16 protein-coding genes are annotated in these 17,674 nt (G+C 49.3%); 7 read left to right on the top strand and 9 right to left on the bottom strand.

Annotated elements, in window-relative coordinates:
• Window positions 1-5 precede the first annotated feature (5 nt).
• The 5 genes from IE094_RS02785 to IE094_RS02765 all read right to left on the bottom strand — a co-directional run bounded on the left by IE094_RS02785 (window position 6) and on the right by IE094_RS02765 (window position 4,530).
• Complete coding sequence (locus IE094_RS02785; RefSeq protein WP_189639034.1) at window positions 6-716, bottom strand: ABC transporter ATP-binding protein; 711 nt, start codon at window positions 714-716, stop codon at window positions 6-8.
• Window positions 709-1,437, bottom strand: a complete 729-nt coding sequence (locus IE094_RS02780; RefSeq protein WP_189639033.1) for an ABC transporter ATP-binding protein — start codon at window positions 1,435-1,437, stop codon at window positions 709-711. The genes IE094_RS02785 and IE094_RS02780 overlap by 8 nt, the downstream gene beginning before the upstream one ends.
• A complete protein-coding gene (locus tag IE094_RS02775) occupies window positions 1,434-2,348 on the bottom strand; it encodes a branched-chain amino acid ABC transporter permease (protein ID WP_189639032.1) in 915 nt (304 codons plus the stop codon). The genes IE094_RS02780 and IE094_RS02775 overlap by 4 nt, the downstream gene beginning before the upstream one ends.
• Window positions 2,349-2,350: 2 nt before the next feature.
• Window positions 2,351-3,214 (bottom strand): branched-chain amino acid ABC transporter permease, encoded by an 864-nt coding sequence (locus tag IE094_RS02770; RefSeq protein ID WP_189639031.1) that lies wholly within the window; start codon window positions 3,212-3,214, stop codon window positions 2,351-2,353.
• A 77-nt stretch (window positions 3,215-3,291) separates the two neighbouring features.
• Entirely contained in the window at window positions 3,292-4,530 is a 1,239-nt protein-coding gene (locus IE094_RS02765; protein ID WP_189639030.1) for an amino acid ABC transporter substrate-binding protein, read from the bottom strand.
• A gap of 451 nt (window positions 4,531-4,981) precedes the next feature.
• Between IE094_RS02765 and IE094_RS02760 the strand changes: the two genes are divergently transcribed.
• From IE094_RS02760 to IE094_RS02730, 7 genes are all read left to right on the top strand, one after another.
• Window positions 4,982-5,572, top strand: coding sequence for a helix-turn-helix domain-containing protein (locus tag IE094_RS02760; protein ID WP_229801972.1), 591 nt, complete (start codon window positions 4,982-4,984; stop codon window positions 5,570-5,572).
• Window positions 5,573-5,842: 270 nt separating this feature from the next.
• Entirely contained in the window at window positions 5,843-6,817 is a 975-nt protein-coding gene (phnD, locus tag IE094_RS02755) for a phosphate/phosphite/phosphonate ABC transporter substrate-binding protein (RefSeq protein ID WP_189639028.1), read from the top strand.
• Window positions 6,818-6,880: 63 nt separating this feature from the next.
• A complete protein-coding gene (gene phnC / locus IE094_RS02750; protein WP_189639027.1) occupies window positions 6,881-7,672 on the top strand; it encodes a phosphonate ABC transporter ATP-binding protein in 792 nt (263 codons plus the stop codon).
• The gene (gene phnE, locus IE094_RS02745; RefSeq protein WP_189639026.1) at window positions 7,669-8,478 is read left to right on the top strand and encodes a phosphonate ABC transporter, permease protein PhnE; all 810 of its coding nucleotides are present in this window, start codon (window positions 7,669-7,671) and stop codon (window positions 8,476-8,478) included. Before phnC ends, phnE (IE094_RS02745) begins: the two co-directional genes overlap by 4 nt.
• The gene (phnE, locus tag IE094_RS02740) at window positions 8,478-9,293 is read left to right on the top strand and encodes a phosphonate ABC transporter, permease protein PhnE (protein ID WP_189639025.1); all 816 of its coding nucleotides are present in this window, start codon (window positions 8,478-8,480) and stop codon (window positions 9,291-9,293) included. The genes phnE (IE094_RS02745) and phnE (IE094_RS02740) overlap by 1 nt, the downstream gene beginning before the upstream one ends.
• 2 nt (window positions 9,294-9,295) lie before the next feature.
• Complete coding sequence (locus tag IE094_RS02735) at window positions 9,296-10,183, top strand: HAD-IIA family hydrolase (RefSeq protein WP_189639424.1); 888 nt, start codon at window positions 9,296-9,298, stop codon at window positions 10,181-10,183.
• Window positions 10,184-10,465: 282 nt separating this feature from the next.
• Window positions 10,466-12,121: a Na/Pi cotransporter family protein gene (locus tag IE094_RS02730; protein WP_189639024.1), complete on the top strand. Its 1,656-nt coding sequence runs from the start codon at window positions 10,466-10,468 to the stop codon at window positions 12,119-12,121.
• A gap of 75 nt (window positions 12,122-12,196) precedes the next feature.
• On the opposite strand, the gene IE094_RS15505 is transcribed toward IE094_RS02730, so the two are convergent.
• The 4 genes from IE094_RS15505 to IE094_RS02715 all read right to left on the bottom strand — a co-directional run bounded on the left by IE094_RS15505 (window position 12,197) and on the right by IE094_RS02715 (window position 17,667).
• A complete protein-coding gene (locus IE094_RS15505; RefSeq protein WP_229801971.1) occupies window positions 12,197-12,367 on the bottom strand; it encodes a hypothetical protein in 171 nt (56 codons plus the stop codon).
• Entirely contained in the window at window positions 12,360-16,439 is a 4,080-nt protein-coding gene (locus tag IE094_RS02725; RefSeq protein WP_189639023.1) for a hypothetical protein, read from the bottom strand. Before IE094_RS02725 ends, IE094_RS15505 begins: the two co-directional genes overlap by 8 nt.
• A gap of 45 nt (window positions 16,440-16,484) precedes the next feature.
• The gene (locus IE094_RS02720; RefSeq protein ID WP_189639022.1) at window positions 16,485-16,820 is read right to left on the bottom strand and encodes a c-type cytochrome; all 336 of its coding nucleotides are present in this window, start codon (window positions 16,818-16,820) and stop codon (window positions 16,485-16,487) included.
• Between the two features lie 178 nt (window positions 16,821-16,998).
• Window positions 16,999-17,667 carry a DUF1523 family protein gene (locus IE094_RS02715; protein WP_189639021.1) on the bottom strand — a complete coding sequence of 223 codons (669 nt, stop codon included), beginning with the start codon at window positions 17,665-17,667 and terminating at the stop codon, window positions 16,999-17,001.
• Window positions 17,668-17,674 lie beyond the last annotated feature (7 nt).

The raw sequence follows: 17,674 nt of genomic DNA, 5'->3' as shown, positions 1-17,674 counted from the left end.
TCCATTTATTTGTCTCCACCCAAAAATGCTTGTCTTACAGCGGCATCGTTTATTAATTCTTGGGAACTACCCGAGCCAGTGATACGCCCCGCTTCCAATAGATAGCCACGATCCGCGTGGCGCAGGCTAATTTTTACGTTTTGCTCTACAATCAAAAGCCCCACGCCCGTTTCACGCACACGATCCAAGGCTTTGAACATGTCGCCCACGATAATTGGGGCGAGCCCTAGGCTCGGTTCGTCTAGCAATAGGAATTCAGGCTTGGCCATCATTGCGCGTCCGACCTCGACCATGCGTTGTTCACCGCCCGACATGGTTTGTACGAATTGGTTTTGCCGTTCTTTCAGTCGGGGGAAAATGTCAAAAACCTGTTCGAGAGTCTCATCTTCAAATGCGCGTGCTCGTGCAGGGGTTGCGCCAAGACGTAAATTTTCCTCGACGGTCATTTGCCCAACAACGCCGCGCCCTTCGGGCACAAAGGCGATGCCTTTGTCTGGGATTTGATGCGCAGGTATGCCATTAAAAATCTGGCCATCAATCGCAACAGTTCCAGTCGCGATGGGAACCATGCCGGCAACCGCTTTCAGCATGGTGGATTTGCCCGCGCCATTTGCGCCTAAAACAACGACAATCTCTCCTTTGGCAAGGGTGATATTCACCGTATCAACCGCCAAATGTTTTCCATAAAATACCGTGATGTCATTCAATTCAAGCATGATCGTCCCCCAAATATGCTTTGATCACGCTGGCTTCTTGTAACACTTTGGAACACGCGCCCTGAGCGATTATTTCGCCCGCGCTCATAACGATACATCGCGAACATAATGCGCGCACCGCTTCCATAATATGTTCAACCAGCAGGATGGTCATACCCTGATCTTGTAAATGTCGCACAAGGTCGATACCAATTTGTAATTCTGATGGGTTTAACCCCGCAAGCCATTCATCCAACAATAATAAATCTGGATCGGACGCCAAGGCGCGTGCCATTTCCAACCGCTTTTGATCAATATAGGTCAGGTCACCCACTTTTTCCTGACCACGCCCCGCCAATCCAACAAAGGCAAGTTTGTCCTCTGCCATTTCACGTGCTGTGCGGCCCCAATGACGCTGTTTGCCAAAAGCGAGTGCGAGCATTACGTTTTCTGAAACGTTCAACGTTGGCAATGGACGGACAAGTTGGAAAGTGCGCGCAACGCCATGTCGGGCCACTTTGTGTGGTTTCATTTTGGTGATGTCTGTGCCGTTGATACGGACAATTCCACCATCACAGGCGAGCGCACCAGAGATCATGTTCATCACTGTGGTCTTCCCAGACCCGTTTGGGCCGAGTAGCCCCACAACTTCGCCTGGTTCAAGGTTGAAAGATACATCATTGACAGCAACAAGCCCACCAAATCGCTTGTTAAGGTTTGCTATTTCAAGTTTGGCGCTCATAGTTTTGATCCTTTTCGAAGGCTGTCGAATTTTGCCAATACGCCGTTTGGCATTACAAAAACGATAAGAATGAACATCAATCCAAGGATGATCGAGAAATGGTCGGGAAAGGTGCCTGACAGCCACTCAAAAAGCAGAAATAAGGGTATCGCACCAACAAGAGGGCCCCACAACCGCATTGCACCACCCAAAAGAGCCATGATGAGCGTCATAAAGCTAACCGTCGGATTAAACACGATTGATGGTTCAATATATGTCCAGCGCGGTGCCTGTATCGCCCCGACCAACGTGATGATCGTAGACGAAATGACAAAGAGCAAAAGCTTGATACGTGTGACATCGACACCTGAATGTGCCGCGACGGTTTCATCATCGCCCAACGCTTTGAGCGCGAGCCCGATACGTGAACGCCCAATTGACCAGGAAATTAAAAACGTAACAGCTGCCAAGGCGAGTAGTTGCCAGTAAATGTGACGTCCTTCGAAAGGCAAAAACACATATCGCCCCATGGTGTATGTTACGTTGACCTCCCACCAGCTTACGGTTTGGCGAACCAATTCCGCTAAGCCAAAGGTGAATATAACAAAGTAGACCCCCGCAAGACGAAGCGTCGAAAGTCCAACAACCAAAGCCATCGTAATGCCAATCCCAGCCGCGCACAAAAGCACCAAAGGGTAGGGCATAATGTCATTGAGAACCGCAACCGTGTACGCGCCCACGCCGAAAAATGCCACGGTTGCGAGTGACACGTAGCGCGTTGGGCCAGAAAATAGCGCCCAAGCCGTAGCAAGCGTGACGTAACCTGTCATCCCAAGCAAAACGCCCGTCCAGTAATCAGATATGAATACTGGTGCTGTTGCCAGCAATGCCAAGACGCCACCCGCCAAAATAAATGCATAAGAGGTTTTCATTTTTAAACCTTTCCAAACAATCCGTTAGGGCGCACCAAGAGGAGCAACAAAAACACGCTATAGACCGCTGCTAGCGTCAAGCCTGGATCCACATAGGCGGCAACAAATGTTTCAACCAACCCCAAGAGCAATCCCGCAGCAATCGCCCCTGGGATGCTTCCTTTGCCGCCAAGGATGACCACGATCAGTGCTTTCATGGTGAATACAACACCGGCCGTTGCGGTGAATGTTTGAAACATTGAAACAACAACACCACCCGTTGCCGCCATTGCTCCGCCAATGGCAAAGGCTGTTCGCGCGGTGCGATCAGTGTCGATGCCAAATAATGGTGCAGATTGGGGGGACAGTGAAACAGCCCGCAAAATCATGCCCCAGCGTGTGCGATATAAAATGAACACCAAGACTGCGCCAATTGCGAGGCTTAACACCAATGCAAGCAAACGATTGCCAGCGACGACTGTGCCAAGCATTTTAACCGGAGTGTTTAGAAAGCTATAGCTGTTATAGCCGCCGCCAAACATAATCAACAAAATCCCTTGGATGACGAACAAAACGCCAAAGGTTAAAAGAATGCTGTCAACTTCTAATGCACCTTCGTCGGCGGCACGTGAAACCAGTGGTTTCATCATTACTTGATAAATACCAAGGTTGATTGCGTAGCTCGCTGGGACGATGATCAAAAGTGCTGCAATTGGGCTGATCCCGAGTGCGGTAAATAAAACATGTGTGGCAAAACAGGCAGCGATAATCATGTCCCCAAAACTTAGGTTCATGATCCGCGCGATCCCGTACTGCATCGTTAACCCCATTGCGACAAGCGCGTAAGTGCCACCGAGCACAAGCCCATTAATGACGTGTTCAAGCATAGATTATCCAATTGTTACGAAAGGGAAGGTGGCGAGTTGATCCGCCACCTTCTGCAAGGTTTAACGAAGACCGGAATTTATTCCCAGTCGGGCTTGGGCAGTTTCACCGCAGCAGTGCCAGAACCACCAGCAGGTGAAACAGCGACGAACTGACCGTTTTGCCATTGGCCGACCCAATTGATCGCGCGCAACTGATTGTCTTCTAAACGGGTTTCATCGCCCAAGACCGTTGCAAATGTGCCTGTGGATAGCTCCTTGGCCACCGCTGCTTTATCCAGACCCACACGTTCAATCGCTTGGCCAAGCATTTGCAATGAAGCATAGATCAAGACAGAGCCCCAATAATCTGGTGCGCGTCCAACGATTTCCGTGTGTTTTTCACGATATGCGGTGTTCAACTCGTTGTTTGGATCAATTCCTCCAAGGCTCATCACACCGTCAACCGAACTGCCTGCAATTCCTGGATAAACGGGGAATCCTGCACCCACACCAAGGTATTGAACGGGCGGATTAAAGCTCGCGATCTTTGATTGTTTTGTTAACGCGAAAGTATGTGGAGGATAGGTAAAGGCCACAAATGTATCTGCTTGTGAGTTTGATGCTTCGCTTACAATGGTGGCGAAATCAGATGTTTGTGGTGGGAATGTTTTATCATAAGCGATTTCAAAACCGGCGGCTTTAAAACTCGGCCGCGCTGCTTTTACAAGGTCGATACCAAAGCCGTCCGCAACCGAAACCATCGCAATCTTGTTATTAATACGACCAGCATCACGTTCTGCGACAAGGATTTTGGTAAATGCTGAAACGTAATCGGCGCTGCCACCCATGAACCAGAAGCTAGTATCCCAACGCTTTACAAAATCAGGTGCCTTGTCGGTTACCGCAGCCCCCGCAAGATGTGGATAGCCAAATTTTGCCATTAATGGTGCCACGGCCAGATTAAACCCAGTTCCCCATGGTGGGAGGATAAAATCAACTTTGTCTTGTGTTGCAAGACGTTCGACCGCGCGTACGACTTCTTCTGCTGAGGATCGGTCATCATACGCAATAGCTTCGATCGGAAGTCGGCTACCATCGGGTAGTTTAAGTCCACCTGCCTGATTTACCTCTTTGATCCACAATTCGTAATTGGGCGTAACTGTCATATCCGCGCCACCCGCATTGGGGCCCGATTTAGATATGGCATAACCAATCGATATCTTGTCGCGATCTTGTGCGCTGACGCTTGTCACGCTGGCCGCGATGGCAAGCGATGTAACCGCATAGGTCGTGAAATGACGCGCTACGGATGCAGCGCATGAAAATGCGTTCTTCATAATATTCCTCCCAAATGGTCATTCGGATAACGGTTAAAGTGACCGCTGTTCTCGAAATCGTGTCTCTCCCAGCACGATATGGGATAAAGCCTATGCGTTTTAGTTTGTCTCGATAATAGACTTATTGAGGGAATAATGGTACATTTGACGGAATATTTGCCGCCAATCAGAGGTGTTATCCGTTTTGGAACGTCAAACCATTCAAGCCGAGCGTATTAAAAGCGCGTTGACCAATACTGAATTCTCCACCACTGGTCAGCGCGCTGTGTTTGTATTGCTCGTCTCTGGGCGTGGGGAATTTATCTCTCAAGAGATTGCAAGAGATGTGATTGGCCCTTGTTTGATTTGGGCACCTACTGGTTGGTCGACGCGCATTTCTTTGGCGGCAGGGACGCGGGGTTTCTTGATCCGAACACCAGAACATGTTCTTGGGCGCGCATTACCGACAGATTTGATTTCCGCCCATGTGCGGCAAGTTGTTAATCGTCGCATCTTTTTATCGGATATTCCCAAACCAACGATCCATTCGTTTGAAAATTTGTTCGACAAAATTGAATCCGAAACACATGAAATGGCAGCGGGTGTCGACACTGTTCTGTTGCATTGTCTGTCTTTACTGTTGATTGAAATTTGGCGTATCGCGGCACCACCGTTACATACAAGCGAACCTCAACCCCATCATATCTCGGATAATTTTTTGAATTTGGTGGAACTTCACTTGTTAAATCATTGGACTGTAAAGGAATATTCCTCTCGTATTGGTGTGTCGCGCGATCGTCTAAATGACGCGGTGCAGCGTGCTATCGGAATTCCTCCGCATCAACACATTCAGCGACGTTTGATGGAAGAAGCCAAAGCGTTGTTAGTGACGACGAATCTTCAAGTTGCGGAAATTGGGTATAAGCTCGGCTTTACGGATGCCGCATATTTCACACGCTTTTTTCGGCGACACGAGAAACTTGCCCCGAAACAGTTCCGGCAAACCTTTACGCCTATTTGGCGTTCAAGGTCCGAAGAAATTTCGTTTTCAGATTGGCCGTGATTTTCAAGGCTGCGCGGCCATTCTTGTGGAACGATCAATGCTCTGCGACCCAATATTCTGCTACTTCGGGTTGGAAATTGGTCTTTTCATCATGAAGCGCCGGTTTCACCATCCGCGTTAACAAGCAATATCAGGGGGATATTTCCCGTGCTGATATGTGGTTGTTCGTTATTCGAGAATATTCGCAAAGCTTAACCCGATGCGGGGGTAATCGCTTCCTTGCAAATTTAAGTGATAGAGTTAACATGAACCTCTTGGGAGGATATCATAATGAAAATACTTAACTCACTTTTGACGAGCGCTGCTGTGGCGCTGTCGTTCTCGTTGGCAGGTGCTGCGACAGCACAAGATTGTCCGCGCGGAGATTTGGATAAACGATACTGTGATTTGGATGGCGATCTTGTTGCGGATACGCCAACTGATCCTGCGGATCAGGTTGATCCAGACACGCTCATCTTTGCCTACACCCCAGTAGAAGACCCCGCCGTTTACAAAGCTGCATGGTCTGATTTCTTAACGCATTTGGAAAATGAAACGGGAAAACCGGTGGTGTTTTTCCCAGTGCAAAGTAACGCTGCTCAGATCGAAGCAATGCGATCTGGCCGCCTACATATTGCGGGTTTCAACACGGGTTCAAATCCGCTTGCTGTTAATTGTGCGGGTTTCAATCCGTTTACCATCATGGCATCAAAAGACGGTAATTTTGGGTACGAAATGGAAATCATTACTTATCCAGGTTCTGGCATTGAAAAAGTCGAAGACCTTAAGGGGAAGCAGTTGGCATTCACCTCTCCGACGTCAAATTCGGGCTTCAAAGCGCCAAGCGCCATCTTGAAGGGCGATTTCGATTTGCTTCCTGATCGCGATTTTGAACCAGTGTATTCTGGCAAACATGACAATTCCATTCTTGGCGTTGCAAACAAAGATTACATGGCTGCCTCTATCGCGAATTCGGTCAAAGCACGGATGATCAGCCGTGATGTGATCAAACCAGAACAAGTTGTGACAATTTACAAATCACAGACATTTCCGACCACCGGATTTGGAACGGCGCATAACTTGACCCAAGATTTAAAAGATAAGATCCGCAATGCGTTCTTGAATTTTGAATGGGATGGGACGTCTCTTCAGGCCGAGTTTGAAAAATCAAACGAAGGTCAATTCCTTGAGATGACGTATCAGGAATTCTGGGAAGTGATCCGGAAAATTGATACCGCAAACGGTGTGAGTTACGCCTGCGAATAAGCCCTAATTGGGCGGGCTTTGGTGCCCGCCCTTTCCAAAATAATTATTGAGCGGGGGGGCTTCATGCTGCGGCTTGAAAATCTTGTAAAGACCTACAAAACTGGTGATCAGGCTTTAAAAAGCTTGAAGTTAGAAGTGCCAGAGGGCCAAGTTGTGGCGCTCATCGGTCCATCAGGCGCGGGGAAATCCACCCTCATTCGCTGTATTAACAGATTAGTGGAGCCAACGTCGGGCAAGGTTTATCTTGACGATGTTGAATTGACGGGTCTGTCTGCTGCTGCTTTGCGGCGGGAACGGCGGCGCATGGGGATGATTTTCCAAGAATATGCGTTGGTCGAACGACTGACTGTTATGGAAAACGTTCTGTCTGGTCGCTTGGGCTATGTTGGTTTTTGGCGAAGTTTCTTGCGGCGATTTCCACAAACAGATGTCGACGAGGCGTTCCGCCTTTTGGATCGTGTCGGGCTAGCGCATATGGCGGATAAACGCGCGGACGAGCTTTCGGGTGGGCAACGTCAACGCGTTGGTATTTGTCGCGCACTTATTCAAAACCCCGCATTGTTGCTGGTTGATGAACCAACCGCGTCGCTTGATCCAAAAACCTCTCGTCAGATTATGCGATTGATTTGCGAATTGTGCAAAGAACGCGGCCTTGCGGCAATCATAAATATCCACGACGTGGCGTTGGCGCAGATGTTCGTGCAACGCGTGATTGGCCTGCGATTTGGCGCGATTGAATTCGATGGTTCACCCGAAGGGCTTAGCCCTGATGTGCTAACGACGATCTATGGAGAAGAAGATTGGGAAGCGACGATTGAAGAGGCAGACGAAGAAGAAGTAGAGGCCGCCGAATGAGCGAATTTACTGTTCCAATTGGAGAGCCTTGGAAAAAGCCACCCTTCATCAAACGATCATGGCTACGATGGACGTTATTGATAGGTTTTATTGCCTATCTCATCGCCGCCGTTTTGACGATTGATGTGAATTGGTCGCGCGTCTACGAAGGGTTGGAGCGCGGCAAACAGTTCGTTCTTGCCTTCACTAATCCTGATTTCACATCCCGCTCTGGCGATATTTGGGACGGTATGGTTGAAAGCATAATTATAACGGTGGCCTCTTCGGTTGTGGGGATCGCGATTTCCATCCCGATTGCGCTTGGTGCTGCGCGTAACGTCGCGCCACTTCCAGTTTATCTTGTCTGCCGCGCGATCATCGCGGTTTCGCGTGCCTTACAAGAAATAATCGTTGCGATACTTTTGGTGGCGATCTTTGGTTTTGGCCCACTTGCTGGTTTTCTGACACTCAGCTTTGCCACGATCGGTTTTCTTTCGAAATTGCTGGCGGAGGATATTGAAAGTATGGACAAGGTTCAAGCCGAGGCCGTCAAGGCATCTGGCGCCAAATGGTCTCAGTGGATCAATTATGGCGTACAGCCTCAGGTAATGCCACGGCTGATCGGATTAAGCATTTATCGTGTGGATATAAACTTTCGCGAGAGCGCCATTCTTGGTCTGGTCGGGGCAGGTGGTATCGGTGCGACGCTTAACACTGCTTTTGATCGATACGAATACGACACGGCAGCAGCAATATTATTGATCATCATCGTTATTGTAATGTTGCTGGAATATCTGTCTGGCATAATTCGCGCGAGGGTGCAGTAATGCCAGTGCAAGAACTTAAAGGCCAAAAAAATTGGCAACGCCGAACCAGCCGTGAAAGCTTGAGCCATTGGGTTCTATGGCTGATCGGCGTCGCAATTTTTGCCTATTGCTGGCAGCAGATTTCGGACGCAACGACTTGGTTTTTTGTTTGGGATGCACCACGCATCGCGGATGACATCTGGAATCGGGCAACCCCGCCGCGGTGGTCATATTTCTCACAACTGGGAAAACCGATATGGGACACGTTGAATATTGCGACGCTTGGCACAATTATTTCGTTAATCATTGCGGTCCCCGTGGCGTTTTTGGCGGCACGTAACACCACTCCGTCACAATATATCATTCGCCCGATTGCATTGCTCATCATCGTATCAACGCGTTCGATCAATTCCTTGATCTGGGCGTTGTTACTGATCGCCATAATTGGCCCTGGGGTGTTCGCAGGGGTGATCGCAATTGCGATCCGATCTGTTGGATTCTGCGCAAAGCTGTTGTATGAGGCGATCGAAGAGATTGACACTTCACAGGTTGAGGCGATTACCGCCACTGGTGCATCACGCTGGCAGGTTATGGCATATGGAATCGTTCCCCAAATTTTGCCCGCTTTGGCAGGAATTGCCGTATTCCGCTGGGATATTAACATCCGCGAAAGTACGGTGTTAGGGTTGGTTGGTGCAGGGGGTATCGGTTTACAACTTTCATCATCGCTCAACGTTTTGGCATGGCCCCAAGTGTCGTTGATATTGCTGGTGATCTTACTGGCGGTTGTTATCTCTGAATGGGTTTCTGCTAAGGTAAGAGGTGCAATCATTTGAATATGAAAGAGGCATTTGTTGCCTATGAAAACGTGCGCCACCGCTTACCACAGGTATGTTCTCAAGGTCGGTGTGTGACGTGCCCCGATCTTGATGCAATTGCGGATGATTTCGATACATTTTTTCTCGATGCTTTTGGCGTTTTGAACATTGGTGAAACGGCGATTTCGGGGGTTCCCGAATGTGTCGCGGGTCTTCAAAAATCTGGCAAGAGAGTGCTCATCGTATCAAATGCAGCTGGCTATCCTCATGCAAGTCTCATGCAAAAATACAAACGGCTTGGTTATGACTTTGCTCCAGAAGATGTCATTACAAGCCGCAAAACGTTGTTGCATTTTTTGCGTTCTGAACCAAATCTTCATTGGGGTGTGATGGCCAACGAACAACTTGGGCGTGCTGATCTCGAAGATCTGAACATCACATACCTTGCTGATGATCCGGTTGCATATAATTCGGTCGATGCGTTTTTGATGATCGGAAGCGCGGTCTGGACACAAGATCGCCAAGCAATGCTCGAGGCGTCGATCAGGTATAACCCGCGTCGGGTTTATGTTGGAAATCCCGACATTGTCGCACCGCGAGAGACGGGATTTTCTACGGAACCGGGCGCTTTTGCACATCGCCTCGCTGATCGTACAGGTGTGATCCCACAGTTTTTTGGAAAACCATTTAAAAACATCTTTGATCGCGCCTTTGCGGCACTAGGGACGGTCGATCCTGCACGAACGGTCATGGTCGGCGATAGTTTACACACCGATATCCTTGGCGGGCAGATCGCGGGTGTCAAAACTGCTCTTATCGCAGGTTTTGGATTCTTTGCTGGTGCCGATGTGGATGAGTTCATTGCGAAATCGGGCATTCATCCTGACTTTATACTCGATCGCCCCTAAGGACAGCGACGTGTCGACAATCGTAGAGTTTCAAAAACTTTAATCCGGCGCTAAGCAATAAAGATGAATAATCACAACTATTTGCAACATTTCAAGAAAGTGGCATAATCAAAATACAGGTGAACCGTTGGGGCATAAAGTTTACGGTATATAGCCCGCAATTATATGATGATAGCGTGCCAAATCAGAATGCGGCGGTGCTTTATCTGTAATCGAAATTGGGGACCTCGGCGCAAGTTCTGAAACCTGCATCAACTTTTAGATTGACCAAGAGAGTGTAATTTGAACGATCATAGTTTAATAAATTTTTTACTAAGCATCGCTGGTGCCGCTGCCTTGCTGATCTGGGCCGTACGATTAGTGCGCACTGGTGTCGAACGTGGTTTTTCCAATCAGCTCCGGCTCTGGTTTCGGCTATCTGCGAACAATCGTCTGATCGCCGCAGGGTCGGGCATCGGTGCCGCAATATTTTTGCAAAGTTCTACTGCCGTTGCCGTACTTGTTTCCAACTTCGTGACGAAAGGTGGGATATTAGCGGCAACAGGACTGGCAATATTATTGGGTGCGGATGTTGGCTCGGCCATTGTGACCCAGCTGTTATTGGTGCGGCAATCCTTTTTGGTTCCGCTTTTGATGTTAATCGGGGTGGCGCTGTTTTTGCGTTCTGAAAACAGTACTGCGCGACAGGTGGGGCGCATCCTGATTGGTCTTTCCTTGATTTTTGTCTCGCTTGATATGATACGAGCAGCAACTGGTCCAATGGTTGCAAATCCTGGAACACAAATGGTGATGGGATATCTTGGGCGTGATCTTTTGACGGCCTTCGTTATTGGTGCAGGTTTTGCATGGATTGTTCATTCGAGTGTCGCTGCTATATTACTTTTCGTGACGCTCGCTGGGCAATCCATCCTACCGTTGAATGCAGCCGCTGCGATGGTGCTGGGTGCCAATTTGGGCGGCGCGATGATTGCATATGTGTTGACACTATCGGCGTCACACGCATCACGAAAGATGGTTGTGGCGAACCTTGTGCTGCGCGGTGGCGGCGCGATGGCCATCACCGCTTTCATTGCTGGGTTTCCAGACCTGTTGGAGTGGCTAGGATCAGAACCTGCGCGGCAGGCGATCAATCTTCATTTGGCATTTAATCTGTTGCTTGCCATTTTAGCACTTCCTTTTGTTGGAATGGTATCCACTTTCGTTGGACAGTTTGTCGTTGATAAAACAGCCGTAAATAACGGTTTGCTGCCGACCAGTGCGTTGGATCCTTCGGCATTAGACCGACCGCAGCGCGGCCTAGATTGTGCGGCAAGAGAATTGCTAACCATGGGTCAAAAAATCGAACAAATGTTGATCGCTGTTGAACCACTTTATGATACGTGGGATGCCGCGAGCGCTCAATCTATTCTGGATCAGGATGCGGCGATTAAACAAACCCATCTTGATCTAAAGCTCTATTTGGCACGTTTGGGACGGTCGGGGTTAGACGATGATATGGGGCGTCGATCCATGGAACTGGCGGCGACCTCAACCAGCTTGGGCGCCGCATCTGATATTATTGCACGTATCATGCTGGGGCTTGCCAAAAGATTAGATTCACAAAATCTGCAATTTTCCCCCAAAGGGCGCAAGGAGATTGGGAATTTTTTCGACAGGGTTCAACACAATATTCAACTGGCATTGAATGTCATGATGAATCAAAACCCAGCAGAAGCAAGAGAACTGATCGCGGCCAAGGAAAAGGTGGGGCGGGTGGAGCAAAAGCTGCAACGATATCACATCGGAAGATTGCGCGAAGGTCTGGTTGAAAGCATCGAGACAAGTAATCTTCACCAAGAAACGCTGCGCGCGTTGAAACAAATCAATGCCGGATTTTCCGTGGTAGGTTACCCAATTCTCGCGAAATCAGGTGACCTATTGAAAAGTAGGCTAAGCTAAAACATTTCTTGGCTTATCAGGGTGTTTACACGCGGTCGGAATAAACCTGTTTCGTGTTCACATTGTGGGTTTGCATCACGTGCTCAGCCCATTGAGGATAAAAAACACGATGGCGGAAATGAGTGCTGCGGCCGCGACACTTGCACCCACGACACCACCAAACACCGAATGCGTCGTTGAAACGGGCGGGCACATACCAATAACGGGTGATGACCAGCCCCTCGCAGGCGCCGTAACGCTATTCAACGCTAAATTGGCGCGTTTCACTGAGCACAATCGCACCTTGATCATCTTGTGCAATCACGCGCCAGAAATAACGTTCGTTCGGATCAAGCGATGTTATTGTTTCGTTCAATGTTGGGCTGCGTCCAACAAGAGTTGCGATGATAAACGCAGGCAACAACAGCAACAATGCGATCAACAATAGCAAGCGTGGTTTATGGCGCAGTGCGGTTAAATATAAAATCAACAATAACAATAGAACGAGGAAAACCACGATGATGAAATATTGTATGGTTTTTTCTGTGAATATTGGCTCTGACACCGCCGTGCATTTGTTAAAATCGAATATTTCCCCTGCTGTCCACAGGCATAATTGATAGCCGATACCATCGCCCGCATCATCGGATGATTTTGTCCAAGTAAATTTGATGGGTTGCACCAAATCTTGATCTAAATCCTGTGGAAACCCAAGCACAGGGTCGCTTGGCCCCACGTTGCGTTCCAGTGCGGCAGAGGCGATATAGGTTTGCGCGAAATTTGCATCCCCCGTGGCCGTTACATCGGCAACACAGTTTTGACGCCGATCTGTATCGTCAATTTCCGCACAAAGCTGTGTGGCCTCTGCGGCCTCGATCACAACAGGGGGGGTGGTGTTTGGCGAGCCACCCGCAATGGGTGGTGCAACGCAATTGTTTGGCGCAAATGCTGGCCACGATTGATTGGTGAATGAGGCGCTGGTTCTGCCTGCTTCATAATCAAACAGGCTGGTTGTGTTATCAACGCGCCATGAATCTGCGAATGTTTCATATAGCTGTTGATAACGCAGTCCCAGATCGCTGGGGCGCACGCCCAGATGTGTGCCATTCGCCAATGCTGGAAGCCAATTTCCCGGTGCAATGTTACCCATGATACCGTCCGTTGCGCGGGTTTTGCGCACATTGATATTCATGTACCAAATTTGGTGATGCGTCCAAAATCCAGGTGTTACCACAACCACGGTTCCACCAGGATGCTCAATTTGTATGCCGCCATCACTTGATGTTTGGCGAATGCGCCCACCAGATGCCAATGTGATTGGCTCTGATCCGAGTGCCACCAATTTTCCATCTATGCGCAAAACAAGTGTGCCCGGTTTGACGCGTTGAACGTCGTCGTCGTCATTTGAATCCGAACGGGTCGCGGGTTGATAGGTGATCCGTTGCCCACCACTACGCAGTGCGACGGCGGTGTTGACGCTGACACAGGTTGATAACCCAGTGTATGCGTTTGGCCCCAATGGACCCGCCGTTGTGACAGGGGTGTGGCGTGCTTGCAATTCGAAACCCTCATCGCGTAGCAATACAAATTCACCCGCGGTTTGAAGATCGTAATTGGTGCCGTCAACGGTGCGAATATGTGGGTCGCCCTCGGAATAGGTTGCGCCGCCATCGCTCCAGCGGCGAAAGGTTTCGATGTCAGACCAACTGAGCGGGGGGCCGCCACATGGCATCAAACCATATGGGCAACTTTCATCCAGAACATCTGGATCGCTTAAATCGTTAGGATTGGACAAATTATAGGGTTCATCTGGATTATATGGATGATCAAGAAGCCCGCCATCGGTCATGCGATTAAGCAAATAGGTCGGATTTGCCGATGCATGTTGCCACGATCGCGTTAAGCGTCGATCACCCGGCGCGGGATCTTTGTTTTCGGAAAAATTCAGCTCGATTTCATGGCGGTCAAAATCATTAGGGTCGCTCGGATTTGGGCGATAGGAATGATAGGGGGGATAGCCCAAACCACCGTGGCATTCGATACAGCTTTTGTTGAAAATGCGCTGAATATCGGTGAATTTTGGCATCGCACCTGTACCCGACGCGTCGGGTAAAACCGTTGGTGCAAGGCTCGCCTCGACCATTGGGATCACCGCCGCACAGGTGTCGGTTGTGCCCAAGCCGTCCAAACCAAGCTGCGGTTTTATTTCCCCCGCAATGGCATTGTCATAACGCCCCATGAAAATATCAGCCATGGTATAGGTTCTGGAACGCCCACGCACCGCGATCGACCATTTATCAACGGAAATACCAAGTGGTTCCAAGAAATACCGATACAGCGCCATTTGAGGAGCGGTTCCCAAAACCTCGCGATCAACATAGATGCCACCCATCAATGTTGAATCGGCTTGGCTGCCGCTTGGGGTGCGGCGAAATACTTCTGCGCGTAATGCTTCCAACATACCCGCTGAATCCAATGGGCCACTGTTCGGGTTGAACAATTCTGTGTCCCCACCATAGGTTTGAACCAACCCGTCAATCAACGCGGGTGGTGGTGGTGGGGTGCCAATGTTTGGATCAAAAGCATAGGGATCAATCGTGCGATCCAGTGTAAGTTTTTGCAAATCCGCCTTTCGTAATGGCATATATGCTTGGCGCAATCGGGTATCATCGAATAATTCATCAAAACTGGTCACCGCATGGCGTTGGTTGAAAAATGTCAACGCCGCCTGCGCCGCTGGCGATAAGGCAGGGTTGCTTGAAATCGATTGGGTCTGTGTGACATCGTTACCGCCTGCCACGCTAAAACAGCGTTGCGCAATGGCCAATGCCAATGGTCTGGCATCAAATTCAACGGAGCCCGTTGCGACTCTATGATTTGCGACTTCGTCCGCGACACGCACGGGGTTTAACACCCCGAACAATTCATCGAATAAATCAACGCCGCGTCCTTCGTCACTGGTTGCCGAACAGCCGCCAAGACATCCAGCAAATGTTGAATGGTGAAGCGTCACACGTTCGCCTTCGCGTGCGTAATCTGTATTGCCACCCGTTCTGGGCGCACCATCAAATTGATAATTGCTGGATCCATTTTGCGATGGCGTGGGTGATAGCTCTTCTTTTGGTTCTTGGGTGACAATGGCACCTGCGTCAAAGGAAAATGAAATATGCCCGTCATTGGCACCACCTGCGGTGTTGCGGGTAATGATATGATTTGTGGGCACACCAGCGGGTTGCAGATCCAATTGTTCCATGATTGCGCGCGCGGTGTCGTTGTCTTGCCATGTCCATGGATTGAATAATTTTCGAAACGCGGCAACCTCGACCGAACCTTGATATAATCGGTCGCGGTTAAACGCGAGCAATCCGCCCCAACTGTCGTATGTATCCCAATTGGGTTTGGATTTATGCGGAATGGATCCTGGCGGTATCCCATCCGTGCCGGGCGTTGCACCCGCGGCGTCGTTTAAAATGTTGCGCGTGGAATGACAGGCAAAACATTTTTCATCATCGGGTGAAACGCCCCGCGAACGCGCAGGAAACCGCATCACATCAGGTTGCCCGGGCGTGCGTTTAACCACATCACCCAACGCGGGTATCGAACCCAAAATAATTTCGTGAAAGCGAAAGTTTTTTTCAACTTCGTCCCATTGCATATATTCAATCGCATTGGGGTGTGAACCAGGATAAGAGCTATGCTCGATCATCCCAATCGTAAAAACCGCACGGGAATCTTGGCTTGGCAACAAGATACGCGGCGCGGATGCAATTCCTGTTTGCAGACTCTCAGAGCGCACCATCAACAACCAGTTTTGACGAAAATCAGGGGTGAGGGCGGCGATGAATTCTGCAGGGGTGTCAATCGCGCTATTTGCTGGGTTGGATAAGAATGCTTCGATCCCAGCAGGTGTAAGATCGGTCAGGCTTGGAAGCGTGATGATCGGTGAAAATTTCACCCGAACAGAGCTTACATCGGTGACATTCACGCTACATGTCCCTGTTGCGGTTCCTGCGCCCGTGCCCGTGGCTGCGCAATCTCCACCCCATGATTCAATTTCAAATCCTGTTGACGCATTCGCCGTCAGCGTTACCGCCGTATTGACTCCAAAATTTTCATTACAATCGCTGCCACAAGATATCCCTGTGCCATTCACCGTGCCATCGCCAAGACCTTGTCGTAATACGCGCAATGATTGGGCATCTGATGTGTTCACCATCACAAACAGCCATAAAATGCAGGCCAGAAATATGGCTATGACCGCTCGGGCAAGGCACGTAAAATCGGCACAGGTTTTATTGGCAATCGTTTTGGTCTGATTATTCGAAACAGTATAAATCATGGGAACACCTTATAAAATGCAGTTGATTTATTCTTTCGCTGGAATTTACTGTCCTTGTGTCAAAATCCAATCAACCAGCGCGTCAATTTCTGCGCGTGATAACAGGTTGGAATAGGGCGGCATGGTTAACCCACCGGTGATCTCGGTCCAGTTACCTTTGCCGCCATTTAAAATTATGTCTTGTAATTGCGTGCGGTCCAAATCGTTGATTTGATACCGCCGTGCGATTTGTTCAAAGCTGGGGCCATTGGTACGATTTTCTGTGCCATGACATTGTACGCAACCAACCCGATCAACAAAAGATTGATCGATTTGAGCCTGTGCAAAGGATGCACAAATGGCAAGCGGAGTCAGTAACACGGTAATCAATTGAGGTCTCATAATAATACCTCGCTGGTGCAAATGTCTTTGTAAATATATTCTGAAATTCGTGCTATGATTGTATCAACATCATGGGCTTGCGTCAAGAATTTGTGAAGGCCGAGCAAATTCCATAGGGTGAAAACCTGCCAATGCGGGCACAGCATTGGTGCGCGATCGCAAGGGGTAGTGTGTGTGATTATCGCGGCTTGGTGGTGCCAAACCAGCGGCGAAACCAACCGGAAATGCCCGCGCGTTTCGTATTGATGGAATGTTGCACGCTATCGCCATAATCGCCAATGCTTTCGGCGACATCGCTAATGTGATCGGTCACAGGGGTGATGCGGCGCCTTTTGAATTGACGAAACTTTCGCACAACCACGAACAAAATCACCGCCAACAGCCCAAGAATTGCGATGTTAAACCAAGGTATCAAAAACACATTCGGCCCCTCGACTTGGCGAATTTTGACGGCATTTGGAAAGATCGAAAATAATTTCACCCGCCAACCGTAATGCGTGACCGCAACCCAAGTATCGCGTTGCTGTGTCAGATTTTGCACCTCAGCGGAAAGATTGCCACTGTCAAATTTCAGATAGGGCGGCCAAGACCAATCAGTATCTTCGTTGCGATAAACCTTGGCCTTTCCCGATGGTGTTACCGCATTGATAAACCGCACATCACGTGTAAAATTCTGGTTGGTTCCCGCATCTGGATTTGCCCAAAACACAGCATATCGCCCCACGTCCATGCGTTTCACATCCGTACCCACCAACCGCACCACATCGCGCCCGGGCAACGTGTAATGCAAAAAGCCAAGTACGATAATTGTCAGAACCGCAAGGGTCAGTATTTTAAGCGCTTGCATGTTTCCC

The sequence above is a fragment of the Paramylibacter ulvae genome, assembly GCF_014652655.1.
GTDB lineage: Bacteria > Pseudomonadota > Alphaproteobacteria > Rhodobacterales > Rhodobacteraceae > Amylibacter > Amylibacter ulvae.
This window is presented reverse-complemented; position numbering and strand designations above follow the sequence as displayed.